The 18788-nt window shown below is 63.4% G+C and carries 20 protein-coding genes and 1 other RNA gene; 10 read left to right on the top strand and 11 right to left on the bottom strand.

The genetic code is table 11. The features are described 5' to 3' along the window. The first annotated feature begins 65 nt into the window (after positions 1 to 65). Entirely contained in the window at positions 66 to 938 is an 873-nt protein-coding gene (gene mmsB / locus MTR64_RS13060; protein WP_243994520.1) for a 3-hydroxyisobutyrate dehydrogenase, read from the top strand. On the opposite strand, the gene MTR64_RS13055 is transcribed toward mmsB, so the two are convergent. Genes MTR64_RS13055 through MTR64_RS13035 form a run of 5 tightly spaced genes read right to left on the bottom strand, consistent with a single transcriptional unit; the run spans position 925 to position 3840 of the window. Further along, positions 925 to 1134, bottom strand: coding sequence for a hypothetical protein (locus MTR64_RS13055; protein WP_243994519.1), 210 nt, complete (start codon positions 1132 to 1134; stop codon positions 925 to 927). The genes mmsB and MTR64_RS13055 overlap by 14 nt on opposite strands. Position 1135: 1 nt before the next feature. Beyond that, positions 1136 to 1639 carry an NUDIX hydrolase gene (locus MTR64_RS13050; RefSeq protein WP_419144946.1) on the bottom strand — a complete coding sequence of 168 codons (504 nt, stop codon included), beginning with the start codon at positions 1637 to 1639 and terminating at the stop codon, positions 1136 to 1138. A 56-nt stretch (positions 1640 to 1695) separates the two neighbouring features. Beyond that, complete coding sequence (locus MTR64_RS13045) at positions 1696 to 2379, bottom strand: TPM domain-containing protein (protein WP_243994518.1); 684 nt, start codon at positions 2377 to 2379, stop codon at positions 1696 to 1698. Positions 2380 to 2390: 11 nt separating this feature from the next. After that, on the bottom strand, positions 2391 to 3215 hold the full coding sequence (locus MTR64_RS13040) for a TPM domain-containing protein (protein WP_243994517.1): 825 nt from the start codon (positions 3213 to 3215) through the stop codon (positions 2391 to 2393). Between the two features lie 4 nt (positions 3216 to 3219). Further along, positions 3220 to 3840, bottom strand: coding sequence for a LemA family protein (locus MTR64_RS13035; RefSeq protein WP_419144945.1), 621 nt, complete (start codon positions 3838 to 3840; stop codon positions 3220 to 3222). Positions 3841 to 3987: 147 nt separating this feature from the next. Here MTR64_RS13035 and mscL point away from each other — a divergent pair, with 147 nt between their 5' ends. After that, entirely contained in the window at positions 3988 to 4431 is a 444-nt protein-coding gene (mscL, locus tag MTR64_RS13030; RefSeq protein WP_243994516.1) for a large conductance mechanosensitive channel protein MscL, read from the top strand. 132 nt (positions 4432 to 4563) lie between these two features. Then, positions 4564 to 4967: a transfer-messenger RNA gene (gene ssrA, locus MTR64_RS13025) on the top strand. 162 nt (positions 4968 to 5129) lie between these two features. On the opposite strand, the gene MTR64_RS13020 is transcribed toward ssrA, so the two are convergent. Further along, a complete protein-coding gene (locus MTR64_RS13020; RefSeq protein ID WP_243994515.1) occupies positions 5130 to 5408 on the bottom strand; it encodes a hypothetical protein in 279 nt (92 codons plus the stop codon). A 277-nt stretch (positions 5409 to 5685) separates the two neighbouring features. Here MTR64_RS13020 and MTR64_RS13015 point away from each other — a divergent pair, with 277 nt between their 5' ends. Together MTR64_RS13015 and MTR64_RS13010 are read left to right on the top strand one after the other, a co-directional pair. Beyond that, complete coding sequence (locus MTR64_RS13015) at positions 5686 to 7800, top strand: malate synthase G (RefSeq protein ID WP_243994514.1); 2115 nt, start codon at positions 5686 to 5688, stop codon at positions 7798 to 7800. A 70-nt stretch (positions 7801 to 7870) separates the two neighbouring features. Next, positions 7871 to 8362 carry a PilZ domain-containing protein gene (locus MTR64_RS13010; RefSeq protein WP_243994513.1) on the top strand — a complete coding sequence of 164 codons (492 nt, stop codon included), beginning with the start codon at positions 7871 to 7873 and terminating at the stop codon, positions 8360 to 8362. On the opposite strand, the gene rsmA is transcribed toward MTR64_RS13010, so the two are convergent. The 4 genes from rsmA to MTR64_RS12990 form a co-directional block, all read right to left on the bottom strand. Next, positions 8331 to 9167, bottom strand: coding sequence for a 16S rRNA (adenine(1518)-N(6)/adenine(1519)-N(6))-dimethyltransferase RsmA (rsmA, locus tag MTR64_RS13005; RefSeq protein ID WP_243994512.1), 837 nt, complete (start codon positions 9165 to 9167; stop codon positions 8331 to 8333). The two genes, MTR64_RS13010 and rsmA, sit on opposite strands and share 32 nt — an antisense overlap. Positions 9168 to 9208: 41 nt before the next feature. Further along, entirely contained in the window at positions 9209 to 10219 is a 1011-nt protein-coding gene (gene pdxA, locus MTR64_RS13000) for a 4-hydroxythreonine-4-phosphate dehydrogenase PdxA (RefSeq protein ID WP_243994511.1), read from the bottom strand. 20 nt (positions 10220 to 10239) lie between these two features. Beyond that, positions 10240 to 11601 (bottom strand): peptidylprolyl isomerase, encoded by a 1362-nt coding sequence (locus MTR64_RS12995; RefSeq protein WP_243994510.1) that lies wholly within the window; start codon positions 11599 to 11601, stop codon positions 10240 to 10242. Positions 11602 to 11815: 214 nt separating this feature from the next. Continuing rightward, entirely contained in the window at positions 11816 to 14125 is a 2310-nt protein-coding gene (locus tag MTR64_RS12990) for an LPS-assembly protein LptD (RefSeq protein ID WP_243994509.1), read from the bottom strand. Between the two features lie 95 nt (positions 14126 to 14220). Here MTR64_RS12990 and MTR64_RS12985 point away from each other — a divergent pair, with 95 nt between their 5' ends. The 5 genes from MTR64_RS12985 (at position 14221) to MTR64_RS12965 (ending at position 17648) form a co-directional block, all read left to right on the top strand. After that, the gene (locus MTR64_RS12985; protein ID WP_243994508.1) at positions 14221 to 15684 is read left to right on the top strand and encodes a leucyl aminopeptidase; all 1464 of its coding nucleotides are present in this window, start codon (positions 14221 to 14223) and stop codon (positions 15682 to 15684) included. Between the two features lie 23 nt (positions 15685 to 15707). Further along, positions 15708 to 16145 (top strand): DNA polymerase III subunit chi, encoded by a 438-nt coding sequence (locus MTR64_RS12980; protein ID WP_243994506.1) that lies wholly within the window; start codon positions 15708 to 15710, stop codon positions 16143 to 16145. 80 nt (positions 16146 to 16225) lie between these two features. After that, on the top strand, positions 16226 to 16648 hold the full coding sequence (gene ndk / locus MTR64_RS12975; RefSeq protein WP_243994504.1) for a nucleoside-diphosphate kinase: 423 nt from the start codon (positions 16226 to 16228) through the stop codon (positions 16646 to 16648). A gap of 413 nt (positions 16649 to 17061) precedes the next feature. Beyond that, entirely contained in the window at positions 17062 to 17307 is a 246-nt protein-coding gene (locus tag MTR64_RS12970; RefSeq protein ID WP_243994503.1) for a hypothetical protein, read from the top strand. 86 nt (positions 17308 to 17393) lie between these two features. Next, positions 17394 to 17648, top strand: coding sequence for a YdcH family protein (locus tag MTR64_RS12965; RefSeq protein ID WP_243994501.1), 255 nt, complete (start codon positions 17394 to 17396; stop codon positions 17646 to 17648). Positions 17649 to 17684: 36 nt separating this feature from the next. Here MTR64_RS12965 and purN read toward each other — a convergent pair whose 3' ends face one another. After that, the gene (gene purN / locus MTR64_RS12960) at positions 17685 to 18641 is read right to left on the bottom strand and encodes a phosphoribosylglycinamide formyltransferase (protein WP_243994498.1); all 957 of its coding nucleotides are present in this window, start codon (positions 18639 to 18641) and stop codon (positions 17685 to 17687) included. Positions 18642 to 18788: the final 147 nt, after the last annotated feature.

Here is an 18788-nt window from a genome sequence, read left to right as displayed (position 1 = left end):
CTGCCGCAGCCTGCAAACCGGCCTAGACGGGCGCCGCGCACCCGAATGACCTCTGGGAGAATGACATGAAGACGATTGCGTTCATCGGCCTTGGCAACATGGGCGGCGGCATGGCCGCTAACCTCGTGACAGCCGGCTACAAGGTTCACGCTTTCGATCTGTCCGAGGATGCGCTGGCCAAGGCGAAGGAAAAGGGCTGCGAGCCGTTCTCGACCGTTTCCGAAGCTGTCGCTGAAGCGGATGCCGTTGTCACCATGCTGCCCAACGGCAAGATCGTGAAGTCGGTCTATACCGGCGAAGTGATCGGCAAGGCTCCCAAGGGTGCGCTGTTCCTCGATTGCTCGACCATCGACGTCGCCACTGCGCGCGAAGTGGCCGGGCTGGCCGAGGATGCGGGCTACACCATGGTCGATGCACCCGTCTCAGGCGGCATTGCGGCGGCCAGTGGCGGTTCGCTGACCTTCATGGTCGGCGGCACGTCGGAAGCTTTCGCCAAGGCGCAGGCCGTTCTGGAGCCGATGTCGAAGGCGGTAATCCACGCCGGGCAGATCGGCAGCGGGCAGGTTGCCAAGATGTGCAACAACATGCTGCTGGCGATCCACATGATCGGCACTTGCGAAGCGATGGCGCTGGCCAAGCGGGCGGGGCTTGCTCCGCAGAAATTCTACGAGATCAGCTCGAAGTCGACCGGCTACAACTGGTCGCTGAATGACTACACCCCGGTTCCCGGCGTCGGCGCGACCAGCCCGGCGGACTACGACTATCAGGGTGGCTTCGCTTCGGCGTTGATGCTCAAGGACCTGGGCCTTGCGATCGACGGTGCGCATGACGCCAATGCGACGGTCCCGCTCGGCGAGCACGCGCTGGAAATCTACAGGGCCTTCGTGGAAGCCGGCAATGGTGGCAAGGACTTCGGCGCGATCTTCACGACCCTTTGATTTTCTCCGCCTGTCGCCGCTCGATTTCGAAACGCGGCAGGCGCATGCCCTTTGTGCGGCTGGTCAGATGCCAGTCGCGACACAGTTCGCAGTGGTACGGGCGCAATGGGAAAGGGGCCTTTTCGGCCACCTCCAGCGCCGCATCTTCACTGGCGTAGCGGGCCTTGCGACGGCAGATGCCAGGCCGCGTACGCATGTCAGCCGAGCAGCTTCGCGCCCAGCAGCATGAGCATCTTCACGTCGATGGCATAACCTTCGGCGCGCCAGTCCGCCACCGCCTGCTCGATCTGCGCCAGCGGTACGCGGTGGACGACGATGTCCTCGCTATCGACGCCGCCGCCTTCGCCGACCTTCACCAGATCGTGTGCGCGGAACAAGGTGAAGCTTTCGCTGACCATGCCGGGCGATGAGAAGAACTCGCCGATCTTTTCCATGCGGCCTGCGTGATAGCCGGTTTCCTCTTCCAGTTCACGGGCTGCCGCAATGACAGGATCTTCACCGGCGACCTCTTCGTGGTCGCCAACGAGGCCTGCGGGCAGTTCCATGCAGCGCCGCCCCAGCGGCACGCGATACTGATCGACGAGAATTACGTGGTCCTCGGCATCGACGGCCAGAATTACCGCGGCGTGGATGCCGCGCGCGCGGCCGACGTATTCCCACTTGCCCCGCTTCTTGGCGGTGATGAAGCGGCCTTCCCACATGATCTCTTCGGGTTTGCCGGCATCGTAGTGGTCGGCCAGTTCGTCGCTCACGCTTGTCACACCTCGATCAGCCGGTCGGGAAGTTCATTCATATCGTCATCGGCGCGCGGGAAGTGAGGCGCGACAATCGCCCCGACCTTCTCGACGGCGGCGCACATGCCTTCCGCAATGCGGCCCTCGCGTACATGGGCGAGCATCGCGGCCATGGCATCGCCCCAGACTTGCGGATCGACCTTGGTGGCGATGGCTTCGTCGGCGACGATCTCGGCGCGGTGTTCGCGCATCGAGAGGTAGATCAGAACCCCGGTGCGCCCGGTGGTGCGCCGCTCGGCGCCGATGCGGAAGGCTCGGATGGCGCGGTCGTGCACGCGGGCGGTCTTCACCGGGGGAGGGACCAGCCAGAACTTGAGCGGCTGCCACAGCTGCAGCAGGAACACTGCGCCGAATTTGAGCGCTGCCACGGCGGCTGCCAGCGAGATGATCGCGCGCGGCGTCCATTCGTGGCCCCAGTCGGCCAGAACATGATCGTAAAGGCCCAGATAGAAGTCCGGCGCGATGACGAGCGCGCACAGGGCCAGGAGTGAAGCCGCTGCCGACCAGGCCAGTTGGATGTCGGTATAGCCGTCGGACCGGTCGGCAAGGATCGTCACGATCTCGCCTGCGCTCTGCAGCTCTGCCTGCGCGACAGCGGCGCTGATCTTCGCGTGATCGTGCGCCGAAAGGTATGTGGGGGAGGGCATTGTCGTCTCCTCTACCAGCTGCCGCTCGAGCCGCCGCCGCCGAAGCTGCCGCCGCCACCTGAGAACCCGCCTCCGCCGCCGAAGCCGCCGCCACCTCCCCAGCCGCCGCCACCGCCCCAGTGATCATCGTCATGGCCGCCCCAGCCACCGCCGGGAATCCAGATGAACCCGCCGCCGCTGCGCCGCCGCCGCCCACCGCTGCGCGCCTCGTTGATCATGGGCATGACCACGAAGAACAGGATGATGAGAATGAACACGACAGTGCCCAGCGAAACGCTGCCGCCGCTACTCTGGCGTTGCTGATCGGCCTGGGCGGCGATTTTCTGCGCTTCCTCGGGCGGCAGAGTGATCTGCTTGATGATGGCATCGGTGCCAGCCGCGATGCCGCCGGGGTAATCATCCTTCTTGAAATAGGGGATGATAACCTTGTTGATGATGAGAAAGGACATGCCGTCAGTCAGCACAGGCTCGAGGCCATAGCCGACCTCGATGCGCACCTTGCGCTCGTTGGGGGCGACGAGCAGCAGCACGCCGTTGTCCTTGCCCTTCTGGCCGATCCCCCATGCGCGGCCGAGCTGATAGCCGTAGTCCGAGATCTCGTAGCCCTGCAGGCTGGGGACGGTAACCACCACCATTTGCCGGGTGGACTGCTTTTCCAGCGCAGCCAGCTTTTGGGTGAGCTGCGCTTCTTCTGCATCGGGGATGATACCGGCCGCATCGACGACCTGTCCCGTCAGCTTGGGAAAGTCGGGCGCTGCCCATGCCGCCTGCGGTCCCGCAAGCAGGGCGCACAAGGCTAGCAGGAGCGACGCGAGCAGGGCCCGGAATTGCTTCACTGGCTTACATCTTCCCTTCGAGGCTCGGCGCCACTTCGGCGCCCGGCGTCACGGCCTTGTACGGCACCAGCGGATCGGCACCGCGCAGGCGTGCGCCGATCATGGTCGGGAAGGTGCGCACTTCGGTGTTATAGTCCTGCACCGAGGCGTTGTAGTCGCGGATGGAGATGCGGATGCGGTTTTCCTGACCCTCGAGCTGGCTCTGCAGCATCTGGTAGTTGGTGATGGACTTGAGGTCGGGATAGGCCTCGAAGCTCGCCATCAGGCGGCCGAGGCCCTGCGAGAGCTGGCCCTGCGCCGCGGCGAACTGTTCCATCTTCGCCGGGTCCTTGAGGTCGTCGCCGGTGATCTGGATCGAGGTGGCCTTGGCGCGCGCTTCCATCACGCCCGTGAGGATCGCCTTTTCCTGTTCGGCCGCACCCTTGGCGACGGCAGCTAGGTTGGGCACGAGGTTGGCGCGTTCCTGGAAGGCAGCCTCGACGTCGGCCCACTTGGCCTTTGCCGCTTCCTGCTTGGTCGGTACCGAGTTGAAACCGCAGGCGGCCAGGCTCATCGCGGCCATCGCTGCAAACGCATAACGGCCAAGGCGCGAGACAAGGTCGCGCGGCGTGTTCGAAGCTGACATGGTGTTTCCTACTCCTCACCGGCCGCGGGGGCGGCCTATCGAATGCCGAATGTAGCGGTGTATAGTGTCGGTTCAAGGACTTGCTCTGGTGCCGGGCCCTTGCAATGATCGACAGGCTGTCGCGAAACCGGTTGCAGGAGGGCTCGGATGCTCCAGGAATTCAAGAAATTCATCGCCAAGGGCAATGTCATGGATCTGGCCGTCGGCGTGATCATCGGCGCTGCTTTCGGGGCCATCGTCAAGTCGCTGACCGATGAAGTGATCATGCCGGTGGTCGGTGCGATCTTCGGCGGCGCGGATTTTTCGAACCACTTTGTCCTGCTCAGCACGCCCGACGGGTACACTGGCGCGCTCGACGATTATGCGGCGCTCAAGGAAGCGGGCGCGGCCATGGTCGGCTATGGCGCCTTCGTTACTGCCGTTATCAACTTCCTGATCCTGGCTTTCATCATCTTCCTGATGGTGCGCTATGTGAACAAGCTGATGGCGGCGGTCGAGAAAAAGGAAGAGGAGGCCGCACCGCCGCCCGCCGGTCCGAGCGAGATCGACCTGCTGATCGAAATCCGGGATGAGCTGAAGAAGCGCAGCTGAGGTCTGTTTGGAAATGCACGGATGCGCATTTCGCGGCACCGGCCCGCACCCCCACCCGGCCTCCCATCAAGTATACTTCCGTGGGAGGCCGGGTGGGGGTGCGGGCCGGTGCAGCATTCGATAATGTCGCGCTCACTTCACATTCACGTTCAATCGCCTATATGGGCTCCTGCCGGTTCGCCGGCTATGACGATAAATTGCAGCGTGCAATAGATGCAGCGGACCCGGGGGCGGTACCCGGCGGCTCCACCATCACCCTTCCTTCCGCAAGGCGGGAAACCCTGTTGTCGCAGGGGTGATGACGGGGCCGAACTAGGATCGACGTGTGTTGAAAAGCGGTGTTTTCGTTCGGGCTGAGTAACCCGTTAAAGGCTCAAAACTCACAAGTGCCAACGACAACGAAGCACTCGCTCTCGCCGCGTAATTCTAGGGGCTAACGCCCTGAAGTTACAAAGCTAAAGCGCGGTTGGACCCACCGGGCAACAGAAGCGGATTCCAGGGGCCCGGGGTGAGCCTGGCAACAGAATCACCCCACTTTTCCTGCTGATATCCGGGCTACGGCGGGCTGCGAATGGCAGCCTTCTGCGCTTCCGGTGCTCACGTACTGAAAGTACGCTGCGCGCCAGTTCTCGAAGTCCGCCATTCTTGCTGCGCCACAGCCCGGATATCAGCAGGAAAAGCTGTGACGGGGGGCCTTTTCAGGCGGCCTTTTTCTGTTCGGGTTCGGGCTCTGCCACAGCCAGTTGCGCCGCTTCGAAGCGGGCGGCCTTTTCAAACTTGATGCAATCGAGGATCTTGGCGCCTGCCATGAAAACCGAGCCGGTACAGGCGAGGAACAGGAGTTTGCCACCGAAGCCGGGGAAGCGGGTCAGGTAGACACTGCCGCGCTCGATGGCACCAAGGGCGAGGGCGTAGATGATCATGTACGCTTCCCAGTGCGTCTTGATAACGAACAGGCGACTGATTTTTCGAAGCATTCCCAACCTCTTGTCCTGCCTCCTGTGCAGCAACGTTCGTGCCAACCACAGGTTCCTGCCGAATCGGATGCTTAACGCGTGGCCGAGTGTAAGCGATGCCGACGCAGGGTGTAAGGCAGGCCTTCACACTGATCCCGAATGGGACACTGCTCTCCTGTTGCCTTTCGCGCGGCCATGCGCCATAGGGCTCCCATCCTTCCCCAGGGCAGTTTTGTATTCGTCATGTGCGTTGCACGTCAGAGACTTGGCGTGTGCGTTCGAAAAAGTGCGAGGAAAGATGACTGACAGGGTTGAACGTTCGGGTCTCCGGGTCGCCGCCGGGCTGGCGAAGTTCTTGGAGGAACAGGTTCTGGCGCCGATCGGCCAGGACGTGGATGCCTTCTGGAACGGGTTTGCCGCGCTGGTAGCCGACATGGCCCCGAAGAACCGCGCGCTGCTGGAAAAGCGCGACGATCTGCAGGCGAAGATCGATGCATGGCACCTTGAACGTGCAGGCAAGCCGATCGAGCAGGGCGAATATCAGGCGTTCCTGCGTGAGATTGGCTATCTCGTCCCCGAGCCGGGCGAATTCACCATCGCCACGAAGAACGTCGATCCCGAAATCGCGACGATGGCGGGGCCGCAGCTGGTCGTGCCGGTGCTCAACGCCCGTTTCCTGCTCAACGCGGCCAATGCGCGCTGGGGCAGCCTCTACGATGCCTATTACGGTACCGACGCGCTTGATGCTGCGCCCGCCACCGGCAAGGGCTACGATCCGGTGCGCGGCGCGGCGGTGATTGCTGAGGGGCGCAAGTTCCTCGATCAGGCGCTGCCGCTGGTCGCGGGCAGCTGGACCGATGTGGACAGCGCCGACGTCACGCTGGCCGATCCATCGCAGTACGTTGGCGCCACAGAAAAGGGCCGTATGTTCAAGTCGAACGGGCTCCACATCGAGGTCGTCATCGACCCGTCGAGCCAGGTCGGCAGCACCGACAAGGCGGGCATCTCCGATATCGTTCTCGAAGCCGCGATCACTACGATCTGCGACCTCGAGGATTCGATCGCGGCGGTCGATGCCGAGGACAAGATCCTTGCCTACGCGAACTGGCTGGGCGTCATCCGGGGCGATCTCGTCGAGACCTTCGAGAAGGGTGGGCAGACGATGACCCGCGCCTTGTCGGGTGACAGGGCGGTGATCCTTGAAAGCGGTGAGCAGGTCAGCCTGCCGGGCCGCAGCCTGCTGTTCGTGCGCAATGTCGGTCATCTGATGACCAACCCGGCGATTCTGCTGCCCGATGGCAGCGAGATCCCCGAAGGCATCATGGACGCGGTCATCACCAGCGCTATTTCGGCGCAGGACGTCAAGGGGCTCACCAAGTACGGCAACAGCCGTGAAGGCAGCATCTACATCGTCAAGCCGAAGATGCACGGGCCCGAGGAATGCGCCTTTACCAATGCCTTGTTCGACGCAGTTGAGGATCTGCTGCAACTTCCGCGCAACACGCTGAAGGTCGGCGTGATGGACGAGGAGCGCCGTACCTCGGCAAACCTCGCCGCCTGCATCGCCGCAGTGAAGGACCGCATCGTCTTCATCAACACCGGTTTCCTCGACCGTACCGGCGACGAAATCCACACCTCGATGAGGGCCGGGCCGATGATGCGCAAGGGCGACATCAAGGGCTCCACCTGGATCGCCGCTTACGAAAAGCGCAATGTCGCCATTGGCTTGCAGCACGGCCTCTCCGGCAAGGCGCAGATCGGCAAGGGAATGTGGGCAGCGCCCGACATGATGGCCGACATGATGGTCCAGAAGATCGGCCACCCGAAGACCGGCGCCAACACCGCATGGGTGCCTTCACCCACCGCCGCGACGCTGCACGCAACGCACTATCATCAGGTCGACGTGTTCGGCTTGCGCGATGCCATCGCGGCCGAGCCGGTGCCCGGTCTCGACCTGCTGCTCTCGGTGCCGCTGGCGCAGGGCGTCAACTGGTCCGAAGCTGAAGTGCGCGAGGAACTGGACAACAATGCGCAGGGCCTGCTCGGCTACGTCGTGCGCTGGATCGATCAGGGCGTCGGCTGCTCGAAGGTGCCTGACATCAACGATGTCGGCCTGATGGAAGACCGCGCGACGCTGCGTATTTCCAGCCAGCACATGGCGAACTGGCTGCTGCATGGCGTGTGCACCACCGAGCAGGTGCTGGATTCACTGCACCGCATGGCGGCCAAGGTTGATGCGCAGAACGCCAGCGATCCGCTCTACGAGCCGATGGCGGGCAACTGGGATACCAGCTATGCGTTCAAGGCAGCCTGCGATCTGGTGTTCAAGGGTGTTGAACAGCCCAGTGGCTATACCGAGCCGCTGCTTCACGCCTGGCGCCGGAAGAAGAAGGCCGCGCTCGTCGACGCCTGAACGTGTTAACGTGAACCTAACCATTACTCCCTAGGTTGCCACTCAATGGCAACCAGGGAGGATGTCTTCCGTGGTACAAGAAGAACGAAGACGGGAGCTGCGCACCAGTACGGTGCTCGAGGCGCGCCTGCGCTGGAGAGGTGCCGAGCAGGAGACTACCGTGCTCGACGTCAGTTCCTGCGGTATACAGGCTGCCATGCCCGAGCCACCCGCGCGGGGCACCGTTGTGGAACTGCTGGCTGGCTCCCATGCACTCGTTTGCCAGGTGCGTTGGCAGGTGGGCGACCGGTTCGGCGCATCCTTCAAGGAACCCATCAGTGTCAGTGCCTTGCTCGAGAGTCAGCAGGGCCCTGTCACGCTTTCCGAACTGGCTGCACCGCGCGGATTCCTCGCCGGGCTGACACGGCGCGCAACTGCCGCGGGCCGAGGGCTGCAACTCACGGCCTTTGCCATTGTCGCCGGAGCGACTGCGTGGACCATCTCGACTTATGCAAAGAACAGTCCCGCTCCGGTAGAAGCAGCACGGACCGCTATGGCCGGGTCAATATCCGTGCCACACTGACAAATTCCGCAACGGTCAGCGTTTCTGCGCGCCGCTGAGGGTCGATGCCAAGCCCTTCCAGCGCCTCGAGCGCGCCGGGCAGGCCTTTCAGGCTCTGGCGCAGCATCTTGCGGCGCTGTCCGAAGGCTGCTTCGGTCACACGCTCCAGAACGCGCATGGAGACGCCTTCGGGCGCCTGTCCGGGCTCGACATGGACGATGGCGGACATGACCTTGGGGGGCGGGGTGAAGGCGCTGCGATGGACTTTCATCGCCAGCCTTGCGGTCGAGCGCCACTGCGCCAGCACGGCCAGGCGGCCATAGGCAGATGTATTCGGCCCGGCGACGATGCGGCGCGCGACTTCCTCCTGGAACATCAGCGTGAGCGAGCGCCATTGCGGCGGCCAGTTCTCGCCGGAAAGCCAGCCGGTGAACAGCGCCGTGCCGACGTTGTAGGGCAGGTTCGCCACGATATGGTACGGCCCGTCGAACAAGGTCGCGGGCGCGATTTTCATCGCATCGCCTTCGATCACCTTGAGCTTGCCAGGAAACGCGGCTTCGACTTCGGCGAGGGCGGGCAGGCAGCGACGGTCCATTTCGATCGCTGTGACTTGTGCCCCGGCGCGCAACAGAGCACGGGTCAGGCCGCCGGGCCCGGGGCCGACTTCCAGAACCTGTTCACCTTCCAGCGACCCGGGAATGGCGGCGATGCGGTCGAGCAACTGCTCGTCGAACAGGAAGTTCTGGCCCAGCGCCTTGCTGGCTGAGAGGCCATGTTTCGCGATTACCTCGCGCAAGGGGGGGAGGAATGGGGTGGTGCTGGTCACCGGGTGTCCCTAGCCGCTGGTGGCGGGTTCGGAAAGACGGATCAGAGGCTGGTCGCGCGCCGCGCGGCGCATTCGCCGGCCATGCGGATCGCGGCGATCATGGCACCGGGGCTGGCCAGGCCCTTGCCAGCGATGCCGAAAGCCGTGCCATGGTCTGGCGAGGTACGAACGACGGGCAGACCCAGCGTTACGTTCACGCCCTGATCGAAATCGAGCGTCTTGATCGGGATCAGGGCCTGATCGTGGTACATGCACAGCGCCACGTCGAACTTCGCGCGCTCGTGTGCGGCGAACAGGGCATCGGCCGGGTGGGGGCCGGTGACGGCCAGTCCCTCGGCCTGCAGCGCGGCGATGGCGGGCGCGATGACCTCGATTTCCTCGCGGCCCATGCGCCCATCCTCACCCGCATGGGGATTGAGCCCGGTTATGGCGATGCGCGCGGCGGACAGGCCGAAATCGCGGGTCATGGCGCGCGCAACGATACGCGTTTTTCCCTCAATCAGGTCGCGCGTGAGAAGCGCGGGCACTGCCGCCAGCGCCTCATGGACGGTGAGCGGCACGGTGCGCAGCGAAGGGCCCGCAAGCATCATAACTGCGTCAGTGTGCGGCATGCCGCAGGCATCGGCGAGAAATTCGGTCTGACCGGGTTGGGTAAAGCCCACTTCGGCCAGCTTCGACTTGGCGATCGGACCGGTCACGACGCCACCGCTTTGCCCGCTGAGGGCGAGGTCGGTGGCAAGTGTCAGCGAATGCAGTGCGAGCGCGGCGCCTTCCCGCGTCGGCGCGCCAAACGCGGGGGGGCAGTCCGCTGCACCGAGAACCGGCAGTCCCAGCCCGAAGGCTTCGGCAGCGTCAGCGGGATCGCCGATTGTCACCACAGGCAGATCAACGCCACGCGTGGCCGCTGCAGCGCGCAGCAACCCGGCGCCGCCCACTACGAAGAACGGCGACAGCCCGCATTCCTCGCGCCGGGCCCATGCTTCTGCGATTAGTTCTGGAGCGACCCCGGCAGGATCGCCCAGCGATACGGCAAGCGGGGCCGCAACCGGCATGTCAGAGGCCCCGCCGGCGATCAGTCGTATTCGATGATCGCGTCACGCCGCAGGTCGCGCAGGTACATCTGCGCACGCTTGTTGATACGGTCATCCTCGAGCTGGGCCTGCAACTGTTCAAAGCTGGGGCCCTGGTCGGCCTGCTGCGGATCGTCGCGACCGCAGAGCATCAGGATACGCACGCCGTCTTCCACCGAGCCGAACGGAGGCATCGTCTCACCGGGAGAGAGCTGCAGCATGGCGTTCTGGATCGGGCCGGGCAGATCGCGGGCCTTGACCTGATCGTTTGCGACAACCTGGGCGCCGATACCGGCGGCAACATTGTCGACATCGCCGCAGCCCTTGGCTGCCTTGATGGCGTTGGCGAAGGCTTCTGCCTTCTGCCCGGCCTGCGCCTCCGTGGTGCCCTTGGCGAAGCTGATCGAGATCTGCTTGAGCGAGAGGATCGCATCGCGCGGATCGGTGGTGAGCACCTGACGCTTGTCGATCAGGTAGAGAATGTCGAAGCCGCCGGGCACTTCGATCGGGCCAACCAGCTGACCGGGCTGCATTTCGCGGGCGACTGTGGCAAGTTCTGCGGGCAGCTGGGCAAGCCGGATCCAGCCGAGATCGCCACCGACTGCAGCCGTCGAAGCCTGCGAATACTGGCGGGCATAGGCCACGAAGCTGCCGCCCTGCTGAAGCTGCTGCACGATTTGCGAAGCGTTTTCGTATACCTGCTGGCGCGCGTCGGGCGTGGCCGAGAGGTAGATTTCGCCAAGGCGGTACTCGTCGGTGCCCTTCGCGGCCTTGAGGCGCGCCAGCATCTCGTTCACTTCGTCGTCCGAGACGTTGATGAAGGGCGAGATGTTGCGCTGGAGCAGACGCTGCCACGACATTTCGCCGCGAATCTGGCGCTTCAGCGATTCCGGCGATGACCCGATGCGCTTGAGATAGGCATCCATCGCACTGGTGTTCTGGTTGAAGTTCTGCGCGGCGACACGGGCATAGGACTGATCGACCTCGGCCTGGGCGACTTCGATGTCGGAGGCCTTGGCTTCCTGGATCTGCAGGGTCTCGTCGATGAGGTTGCGCAGAACCTGCAGGCGCAGGCGCTTCATTTCCTCTTCGCTGATCTTGCCCTGATTGGCCGCGATGATCAGGGCAAGGCGCTGATCGACGTCGGTGCCGGTGATGACATCGCCGTTGACCACAGCCGTAGCGCGGCGGACGTTGGGATTGTCATTGCCGAAGATCTTGACGTTGTCGGGGATGACGATCTGTCCCTGCGCGGCGTTCTGGGCCATCGCACCCGGCGCAGCCAGTGATCCGGCGAGCGCGGCGAGGCTGCCGATGGTGATGAACGCGCGCTTGAAGGAGCTGCTGCGATTGACTGCTTGCACCGTGATCACAATCCCGTCTTCAACCGGCCCGGGCCGGACAATTCATGGCAGGTAACCTGTATTACAGTCCTGCCGTACCTTGATGCAGTTCCTGCCGCGATGCGGCTTAACCGAAAATGAGCACACCCGATAGCGGCTTTGGGTGGGCCTGCCAACGGGCGCAAAGCCATGGATATCCGTCAATCCACGGATCAACGGCCGGATTGGCCGCGACTCACCTCAAGCCGATGTTCTTGAGGCTGAAACGGATCTGGAACGAGTCGCCCTTCTTGGCGTCGCCTGTCGTTTCGTAGTCGCGCCGCCAGGTGAGAGCGATCTGCATGCAGTCGTCTTCATAGGAGGCGCCCACGCGCGTGCGCAGGGGCTGAAATCCGTTGGAACCGTAAGTCGGGTCTTCCTTCCGGTCGGTCAGGTTGACGACGGCGGAGCCAAACAGCGACCAGTACCGGGCAAAGGCGATACGCCCGGCAGCGCGCACTTCCTCGCGGTCCTGCAAGTCCTCGATGGTGTTGGAGATATCGCGGTTGAGCTTGGTGTAGCCAACTTCGAAGTATGTCCGGGTGTTGCCGATCACCGCATCGAATTCATTGCGGCGGATCGCCAGGCTGTCCTTGTCGATCCGGTAGCGGTGAATCACGTTGATGAAATCGCGGTAGCGCACTTCGGTGCGGCCGACGATATCCGACGTCTTGCCGGTCAGGCCCGTGCCGTCTGGCAGCAGTGTCGGCTTGTCGTTCAGGCGCACCGACTGGCCGATGGTGGCCATGATCCGCCAGCGCGGGGCCTCGAATTTCCAGTCGAAGCCATAGGTGAACCGCACGCCGTCCTCGAACCGGTCGTAGCCTGGAAAACGGTTGAGTGCGAAGAGGTTGCCGGTTTCCAGCTCGATTGCGCGCGAATCCTCGTTGGGTACCGCCAGGTTGCGGATCGAAGGGCTGGCGACAAGCTGGATGCGGGGGGTGAACACTTGCGTGCCGCCCAATGCCGCGCCGACCAGTGGCCATTTCACATCGACGGCTGCCAGCGCGATGGCACGGCTCTGCCAGCCGGGATCGCCTTGATAGATCACTGTGCTCGTCGCTGCATTTTCGTCGGAATGGTAGACGTCGCCGCGGGCAAGGCCGGTCAGAACGACTTCCTGGCCCATGCCGGTGATCCGCCGCAGTGTCCATTGCGCGCTGGCGAATGCGCGCTGGGTGTCCTGGCCGTCGGTGCGGGTGACGCCCAGTGTATTGAACTGCGTCTCGATCTTGCCGCCCAGCACCGGATCGTCGAAGCGGCGGCGGTAGTCCATCACCGGAAAAGCAACGGGGATCAGGCCCTGATCGCGGCTGGCCTGCAGGGTTTGTGTGGCATAGCCGGCAAAGGAGAAGTAGCTATCCTGATCGATCCGCTCGACATTGATCATCGAGCGCAGACGATCATCACGGCTGATGTCGTAGCGGCGCAGGAAGGTGCGGTCGGTCGCTCGCCGGATCGACGCAGTGACGCTCCAGTTTTCATCGAGCTGGAATTTGCCATTGGCGAACACGTAGCCGCGAAAGGCGCTGACGCCTTCATTCGTGGTGGTCGAACTGGAACCGAAGATCGGGATCTTGTTGCTGGCCGTGGCGTAGCCGGTGATCTGGTAAGCGCCCTTGCCGGTCAGTGCACGGTATTCGATCGAGCCCATGGGCGCCGCCTGGGTATAGGCGGCAAGGCTCGCAGTCAGATCGCGATTTTCGTCGATCTTCCAGTAGTATGATTCGCCGATCTGGAAGCCGTTGGACGGTGTCGACTGCAAGTCAGGAATCAGAAAGCCGGATACCGCGCGGCCGTCTGTGCTGACGGTCAGGCCGAGCAAGGGCACCTGCACGGTACCGAACAGTTCCAGCCGTGCGTTCTTGAACCGGATGCGGCGGCGTTCCTCGCTGTAGATCACGCTCTTGGCGATGACGCGCCAGGCGGGTGTCCTGGCGCAGCCTTCGTCGTCGACCACATCGCAGCCCGTGTAGGCGGCGTGGTTGAGGATGACGTCGCCGTTGGCGATGCGTTCGCCCTTGAGCGCGGCCAGCCTGCCGCCTTCGCGCATCACCAGCAGCATGTTTTCCATCATGCCGGTCCTGAGTTCGTCGGTCAGTTCGATGCGATCGGTGTAGAGCTGGTTGCCGTCTTGATCGAGAAGGCGGACATTCCCGCTGGCAACGATGACGCCGGTCTTGCGGTTCCAGGTGACGGTATCGGCCCGCACTGACTGTGCTTGTCGTTTCAACACGACATTGCCGCTGGCCGTAACCTCTTCGGCATTGTCGTCATAGTCGACCGTGTCGGCCGTGAAGGCGATGTGTTCGCCGGCTTCAGCCGCTGGGGACGCTTGTTCTGCGGCTGCAATGCCGTCAGCTTGCGGGAGGTCTTGTGCCCACCCGCTGGCAGGCGTGCAGACTGCCGCCATGCCAAGCGCGATGGAAGCGAGCGACGGGGCCAGCGAAAGGGCGCGCGGGTGGGCAGTCAGCGCTCGGGGAAGGATCTGCACGGCAGGGAGCATGGCTTGCCTATCGCACCGCCTGTGCCTAACTGCAATCCAGCGATGCGGTGAAGCGCACAAGTTGGGTGCTTCGCTGCGAAGATCCAGGAGATTCCATGCAGATCCAGTTCCTTGACGCGTCGGCTGCCAGTTCCGCACGTCTTGCCGCCCGACTTGTCAACAAGGATGCCGTGCCCGCCGATCTTGAGCCGGTGCTGGCCGAAGCCGCGAAGATGGCCCGTTTTTCGGGCAAGGCGGGGCAGCTGTTCGAAGGCTTTGTCGAGCGTGACGGCAAAGTCGTGCGCGTAGCGCTGGCCGGTGTCGGCGCGGCGGATGCCAAGGACCGGAAGGGCGCGATCGAAAAGGCCGGTGCCGCGATCGTTGCGAAGTACCTGACCTCGGGCGAATCCTCTCTGACGCTGGACCTGACCGGCGCGGGACTTTCGGCGGAGGAAGCGGGCAGTGCCCTGCTTGGCGCGGTGCTGCGGTCCTGGCGTCACGATGTCTATCGCACCAAGCTTGCCGACGACAAGAAGCCGACCCTTTCCGAAATCGGGCTGGCCGGCGCGCCGGAAGGCACTGAAGCGCTGTGGGAGGTGGAGCAGGCCGTCGCGGCCGGTGTGGCGTTCACCCGCGAACTCGTCACCGAGCCGGCGAACACGATCTACCCCGAGAGTTTCGTTGCGCGCTGCCAGGCGAAGATGGAAGGTACCGGCCTCAAGATCCGCGTCCTCGACGAAAAGGAAATGGCCGCACTCGGCATGGGCTCGCTGCTTGGCGTGGCGCAGGGCTCGGTGCGTCCGGCGCGGCTGCTGGTGATGGAATGGCTGGGCGGCGCTGAAGGTGACAAGCCCGTCGCCTTCGTAGGCAAGGGCGTGACCTTCGATACTGGCGGCATCAGCCTCAAACCCCCGGCGGGCATGGAAGACATGAAGTGGGACATGGGCGGCGCCGGTGCCGTGGCCGGAACCATGCTCGCGCTGGCGCTGCGCAAGGCGAAGGCCAACGTGATCGGCCTGTGCGGTCTTGTCGAGAATATGCCCGACGGTAATGCCCAGCGTCCCGGTGACGTTGTTACTTCGATGTCGGGCCAGACCATCGAAGTCATCAACACCGATGCGGAAGGCCGCCTGGTGCTGTGCGACGCGCTCACCTGGGTGCAGCGTGAGTACAACCCGGCGAAGATCGTCGATCTCGCGACGCTGACCGGCGCGATTATCGCCGCGCTTGCGCATGAATATGCCGGCCTGTTCTCGAACAACGACGACCTTGCCGCCGCGCTCAGCGCTGCGGGCGATGCTACCGGCGACCGCCTGTGGCGCTTCCCGATGGGCCCTGCCTACGACAAGCAGCTCGACAGCGCGATTGCCGACATGAAGAACGTCGGCAGCCGTTTCGGCGGTTCGATCACGGCGGCGCAGTTCCTCAAGCGCTTCATCGAGAACGACACGCCCTGGGCACACCTCGACATTGCCGGCACCGTCTGGGCCGACAAGCCGGGCGCAACGTGGGACAAGGGCGCGACCGGCTTCGGCGTGCGCCTGCTCGACCGCTTCGTGCGCGACACGGCCGAAGGCTGAGAACGGAAGCGGGGACGCGGCTGATGCGCGTGGACTTCTACCAGCTCAGCCGCGATCCCGCCGAGGCGGCGCTGCCGCTCATAGCGCGCAACGTGATGAAACTGGGCGAGCGCCTGCTTGTCGTATCCGCCGATCCGCAGCAGCGCCAGCGCATCTGTCAGGCACTGTGGTCGCTCGGCGAGGATACGTTCCTTGCCAACGGCATGGCGGGTGAGGGGCAGGAGGAGCTCCAGCCGATCCTGCTCTCCGAAACGCCGCAGCCGCTCAACGGTGCGAATTTTCTCGCCATTGCCGACGGCCAGTGGCGCGAGGGCGAGACGTCCTTTGCCCGTACCTTCTTCCTGTTTGATGACCGCACCGTGCAGCACGCGCGGGATACCTGGCGGATGCTGCGTGGTCGCGAAGGGGTTGAGCACTATTACTGGAAACAGGAAGGGGGCCGCTGGATTCAGGCGGGTTGAGGCCGCTTGCCGCGCGGCGCAATCCCGGCTAGGGGCGCGCGCGACAAGTAACAACACCTCCACTTCGCAAGGAATGAACCATGGCGGTCACCCGCACCTTCTCGATCATCAAGCCCGATGCCACGCGCCGCAACCTGACCGGTGGCGTCACCAGGATGCTGGAAGAAGCCGGCCTGCGCGTCGTCGCTTCCAAACGCATCCAGATGAGCAAGGAGCAGGCCGAGGGCTTCTACGCAGTCCACAAGGAACGCCCATTCTTCAACGATCTCGTCTCGTTCATGATCTCCGGCCCGGTCGTGGTGCAGGTGCTCGAGGGTGAAGATGCCGTGAAGCGCAACCGCGATGTCATGGGCGCCACCAACCCGGCAGACGCTGCCGAGGGCACGATCCGCAAGACCTATGCGGAATCGATCGAAGCCAACTCGGTTCACGGTTCGGATTCGGATGAAAATGCGGCAATCGAGATTGCCTATTTCTTCAAGCCGGAAGAAATCGTCGGCTGATCTGCGGTTAATTCTTGGTAAGAACGGTCAAGGCCGCCGATTTCGGCGGCCTTTTCCTTTGGTGCGACTCGTTAATTGATCTTACTAATCGGGGGTTGGAGATCGATTGTGCAAAGTCTTTGTGCGGTGTGCAGTCTTCGGTCTTGAAGGATCTGTCGTAGAGGGCTGCCGGGACATGATTAGCCGAACAATCCTTGTTGCTGTGTCGATTTCTTTCGTGGGTGCCATGCTGACGTCGCTGGTGGCTCATGCAGGCGATACCAGGCTCGCAGGCAGGATGAACGCGGTGGTTGCACTCGAGAGTCGTTGACTGGTGGCGCAACGGCGCCCGCGATATCGCCCAGGATGCGCGCAATTCCATTTGATGCACCCTGTCTCGTTGCGCTAGTCTTCCGGCAAAGAGGAGATCCGCAATGCAAGGCATGGGTGAGGAAGGGGAAGCTTGTCCCTTCGAATTCAATTTCGACGAAAAGACGTTCAAGATCGGTGATACCGTCAGCTTTCGCGTCAATGGAAGTCTGGAGGGGTTTCCCTTCGTCGGCACTCTGGTCGAAGTGCATGAGGATTTCGTGATGATCGCGGGAGATCCCAAGGAGCCGGAGAAGTACTATCGTGGCACGCGCGAAAGCCGACCGATGGTGGACTATTCGGAAATCTGACCAAGTCGCGGAGCCGTTGATCCAGCGCAACGCATAGGCCGTGCGCCGAGGCTAAATTAGGCGCATCTCATATGGGAGAAGCCAGAATGTCGCATAAGCCCCACGATCTTGCCGCCGAATTCCCCGATGATGTTGATCTGATGCACCGCCTCAAGATGACCAAGGGGCATTTCGCAGCCTTGGCTGACCGGTACGGCGAAGTGAATCACGCGATTACCCGGATTGAGGCTGAACTCGACGCCGCTTCGGATGAACGGGTCGAGGAACTGAAGAAGGAGCGGCTGTCGCTGCTCGACCGCATCGCCGAAGTTCTCCACGAGGCGCGACGCGCGCCAGCCTGATGCACCGTGGCTGATTTGCGTTCTGACGCTGGTCCGTCAGAACGCGTCGGCCGCATCCAGCAAGGTTGTGAGGCGCTTTGGTGCGATGGCGCGCCAGGAGCGCTCAAGCCATGCGCCGATCGCGTCCCAGTCGTTGCCGCCCAAATCCAGCCTGATACCGATCCAGCCGTCGCCGAAATAGGCGGGGCGGAAATAGGCCTGTTCATCCTGTTCGATCAGCATGGCCTGCTCGTCGGTGCCGCTGATCTTGACGAGCAGCGCGATGCGGCCATCGCCATGGTGGTCGGCAGTGAAATAGGCGAACTTCTTGCCCTTGATGACGCCGAAGCATGGCATTCCGTGACTCACGACCTCATCGGCTTCGGGCAGGGCCATGGCCCGGACGCGGACCTGCTCGGCGAGCCAATCCGGATCGCGGTCACGCGTCACCAGCCGGGCAAGGCAGCGCGAATAAAGCTGATGCTCCGCAATAAGCACACGCGCTGCAAGCGCTTCGGGCGTGTCTCCGGGCAGGATCGCCACCGGCGTCTGACCCAGGATCGGGCCGTCGTCGAGTTCGGGTGTGACCAGATGGACGGTCACGCCGCCATGGCTGTCACCCGCCTCGATGGCGCGTTCGTGGGTGTGAAGGCCTGTGTATTTCGGCAGCAGGGAAGGGTGGATGTTGACCATGCGGCCCTCCCACTTGCTCACGAATTCGGGGGTAAGGATACGCATGTAGCCTGCCAGCGCGACCCATTCCGCGCCAGACGCCCGGATCGCGGCGTCCATCGCCGCATCGTGTTCGGGGCGCTTCATGCCTCTGTGCGAAAGAGCGAAGACCGGCACGCCTTCCGCTTCGGCCAGCCGCAGGCCCTTGGCCTCGGGGTCATTGGCGGCGACGAGTACGATCTCGTAGGGACAGTCTTCCGCGCGGCTGGCATAGAGCAGTGCGGCCATGTTGGTGCCGCTGCCCGAAATCATTACCGCCACTTTTGCCCGCACTTGCGTCATGCTTGTCTTTCCGGTTCTTCGCGCCGCCTCAAGAAACAGCGCGGCGGGCGGCGCGTTCGGTGCAAATGATGCCCATCCGTCCGCCTGTACTCGCTTGCGATCATCCCCTATGCGTTCGGTTGCGCGCGAGCAACTGCGGGGTGAATT

This window comes from Novosphingobium album (ex Hu et al. 2023), from assembly GCF_022832385.1.
In the GTDB taxonomy this organism is placed as follows: Bacteria; Pseudomonadota; Alphaproteobacteria; order Sphingomonadales; family Sphingomonadaceae; genus Novosphingobium; species Novosphingobium album.
Note: the sequence above shows the minus strand (reverse complement) of the source record. Positions and strands in the feature narration are given on the sequence as shown.

Coding starts and splice junctions, on each gene's coding strand:
- mmsB (WP_243994520.1), top strand. CDS start 66: ATGAAGACGATTGCGTTCATCGGCCTTGGCAACATGGGCGGCGGCATG.
- MTR64_RS13055 (WP_243994519.1), bottom strand. CDS start 1,134: ATGCGTACGCGGCCTGGCATCTGCCGTCGCAAGGCCCGCTACGCCAGT.
- MTR64_RS13050 (WP_419144946.1), bottom strand. CDS start 1,639: ATGTGGGAAGGCCGCTTCATCACCGCCAAGAAGCGGGGCAAGTGGGAA.
- MTR64_RS13045 (WP_243994518.1), bottom strand. CDS start 2,379: ATGCCCTCCCCCACATACCTTTCGGCGCACGATCACGCGAAGATCAGC.
- MTR64_RS13035 (WP_419144945.1), bottom strand. CDS start 3,840: ATGTCAGCTTCGAACACGCCGCGCGACCTTGTCTCGCGCCTTGGCCGT.
- mscL (WP_243994516.1), top strand. CDS start 3,988: ATGCTCCAGGAATTCAAGAAATTCATCGCCAAGGGCAATGTCATGGAT.
- MTR64_RS13020 (WP_243994515.1), bottom strand. CDS start 5,408: ATGCTTCGAAAAATCAGTCGCCTGTTCGTTATCAAGACGCACTGGGAA.
- MTR64_RS13015 (WP_243994514.1), top strand. CDS start 5,686: ATGACTGACAGGGTTGAACGTTCGGGTCTCCGGGTCGCCGCCGGGCTG.
- pdxA (WP_243994511.1), bottom strand. CDS start 10,219: ATGCCGGTTGCGGCCCCGCTTGCCGTATCGCTGGGCGATCCTGCCGGG.
- MTR64_RS12990 (WP_243994509.1), bottom strand. CDS start 14,125: ATGCTCCCTGCCGTGCAGATCCTTCCCCGAGCGCTGACTGCCCACCCG.
- MTR64_RS12985 (WP_243994508.1), top strand. CDS start 14,221: ATGCAGATCCAGTTCCTTGACGCGTCGGCTGCCAGTTCCGCACGTCTT.
- MTR64_RS12980 (WP_243994506.1), top strand. CDS start 15,708: ATGCGCGTGGACTTCTACCAGCTCAGCCGCGATCCCGCCGAGGCGGCG.
- ndk (WP_243994504.1), top strand. CDS start 16,226: ATGGCGGTCACCCGCACCTTCTCGATCATCAAGCCCGATGCCACGCGC.
- MTR64_RS12970 (WP_243994503.1), top strand. CDS start 17,062: ATGCAAGGCATGGGTGAGGAAGGGGAAGCTTGTCCCTTCGAATTCAAT.
- MTR64_RS12965 (WP_243994501.1), top strand. CDS start 17,394: ATGTCGCATAAGCCCCACGATCTTGCCGCCGAATTCCCCGATGATGTT.
- purN (WP_243994498.1), bottom strand. CDS start 18,641: ATGACGCAAGTGCGGGCAAAAGTGGCGGTAATGATTTCGGGCAGCGGC.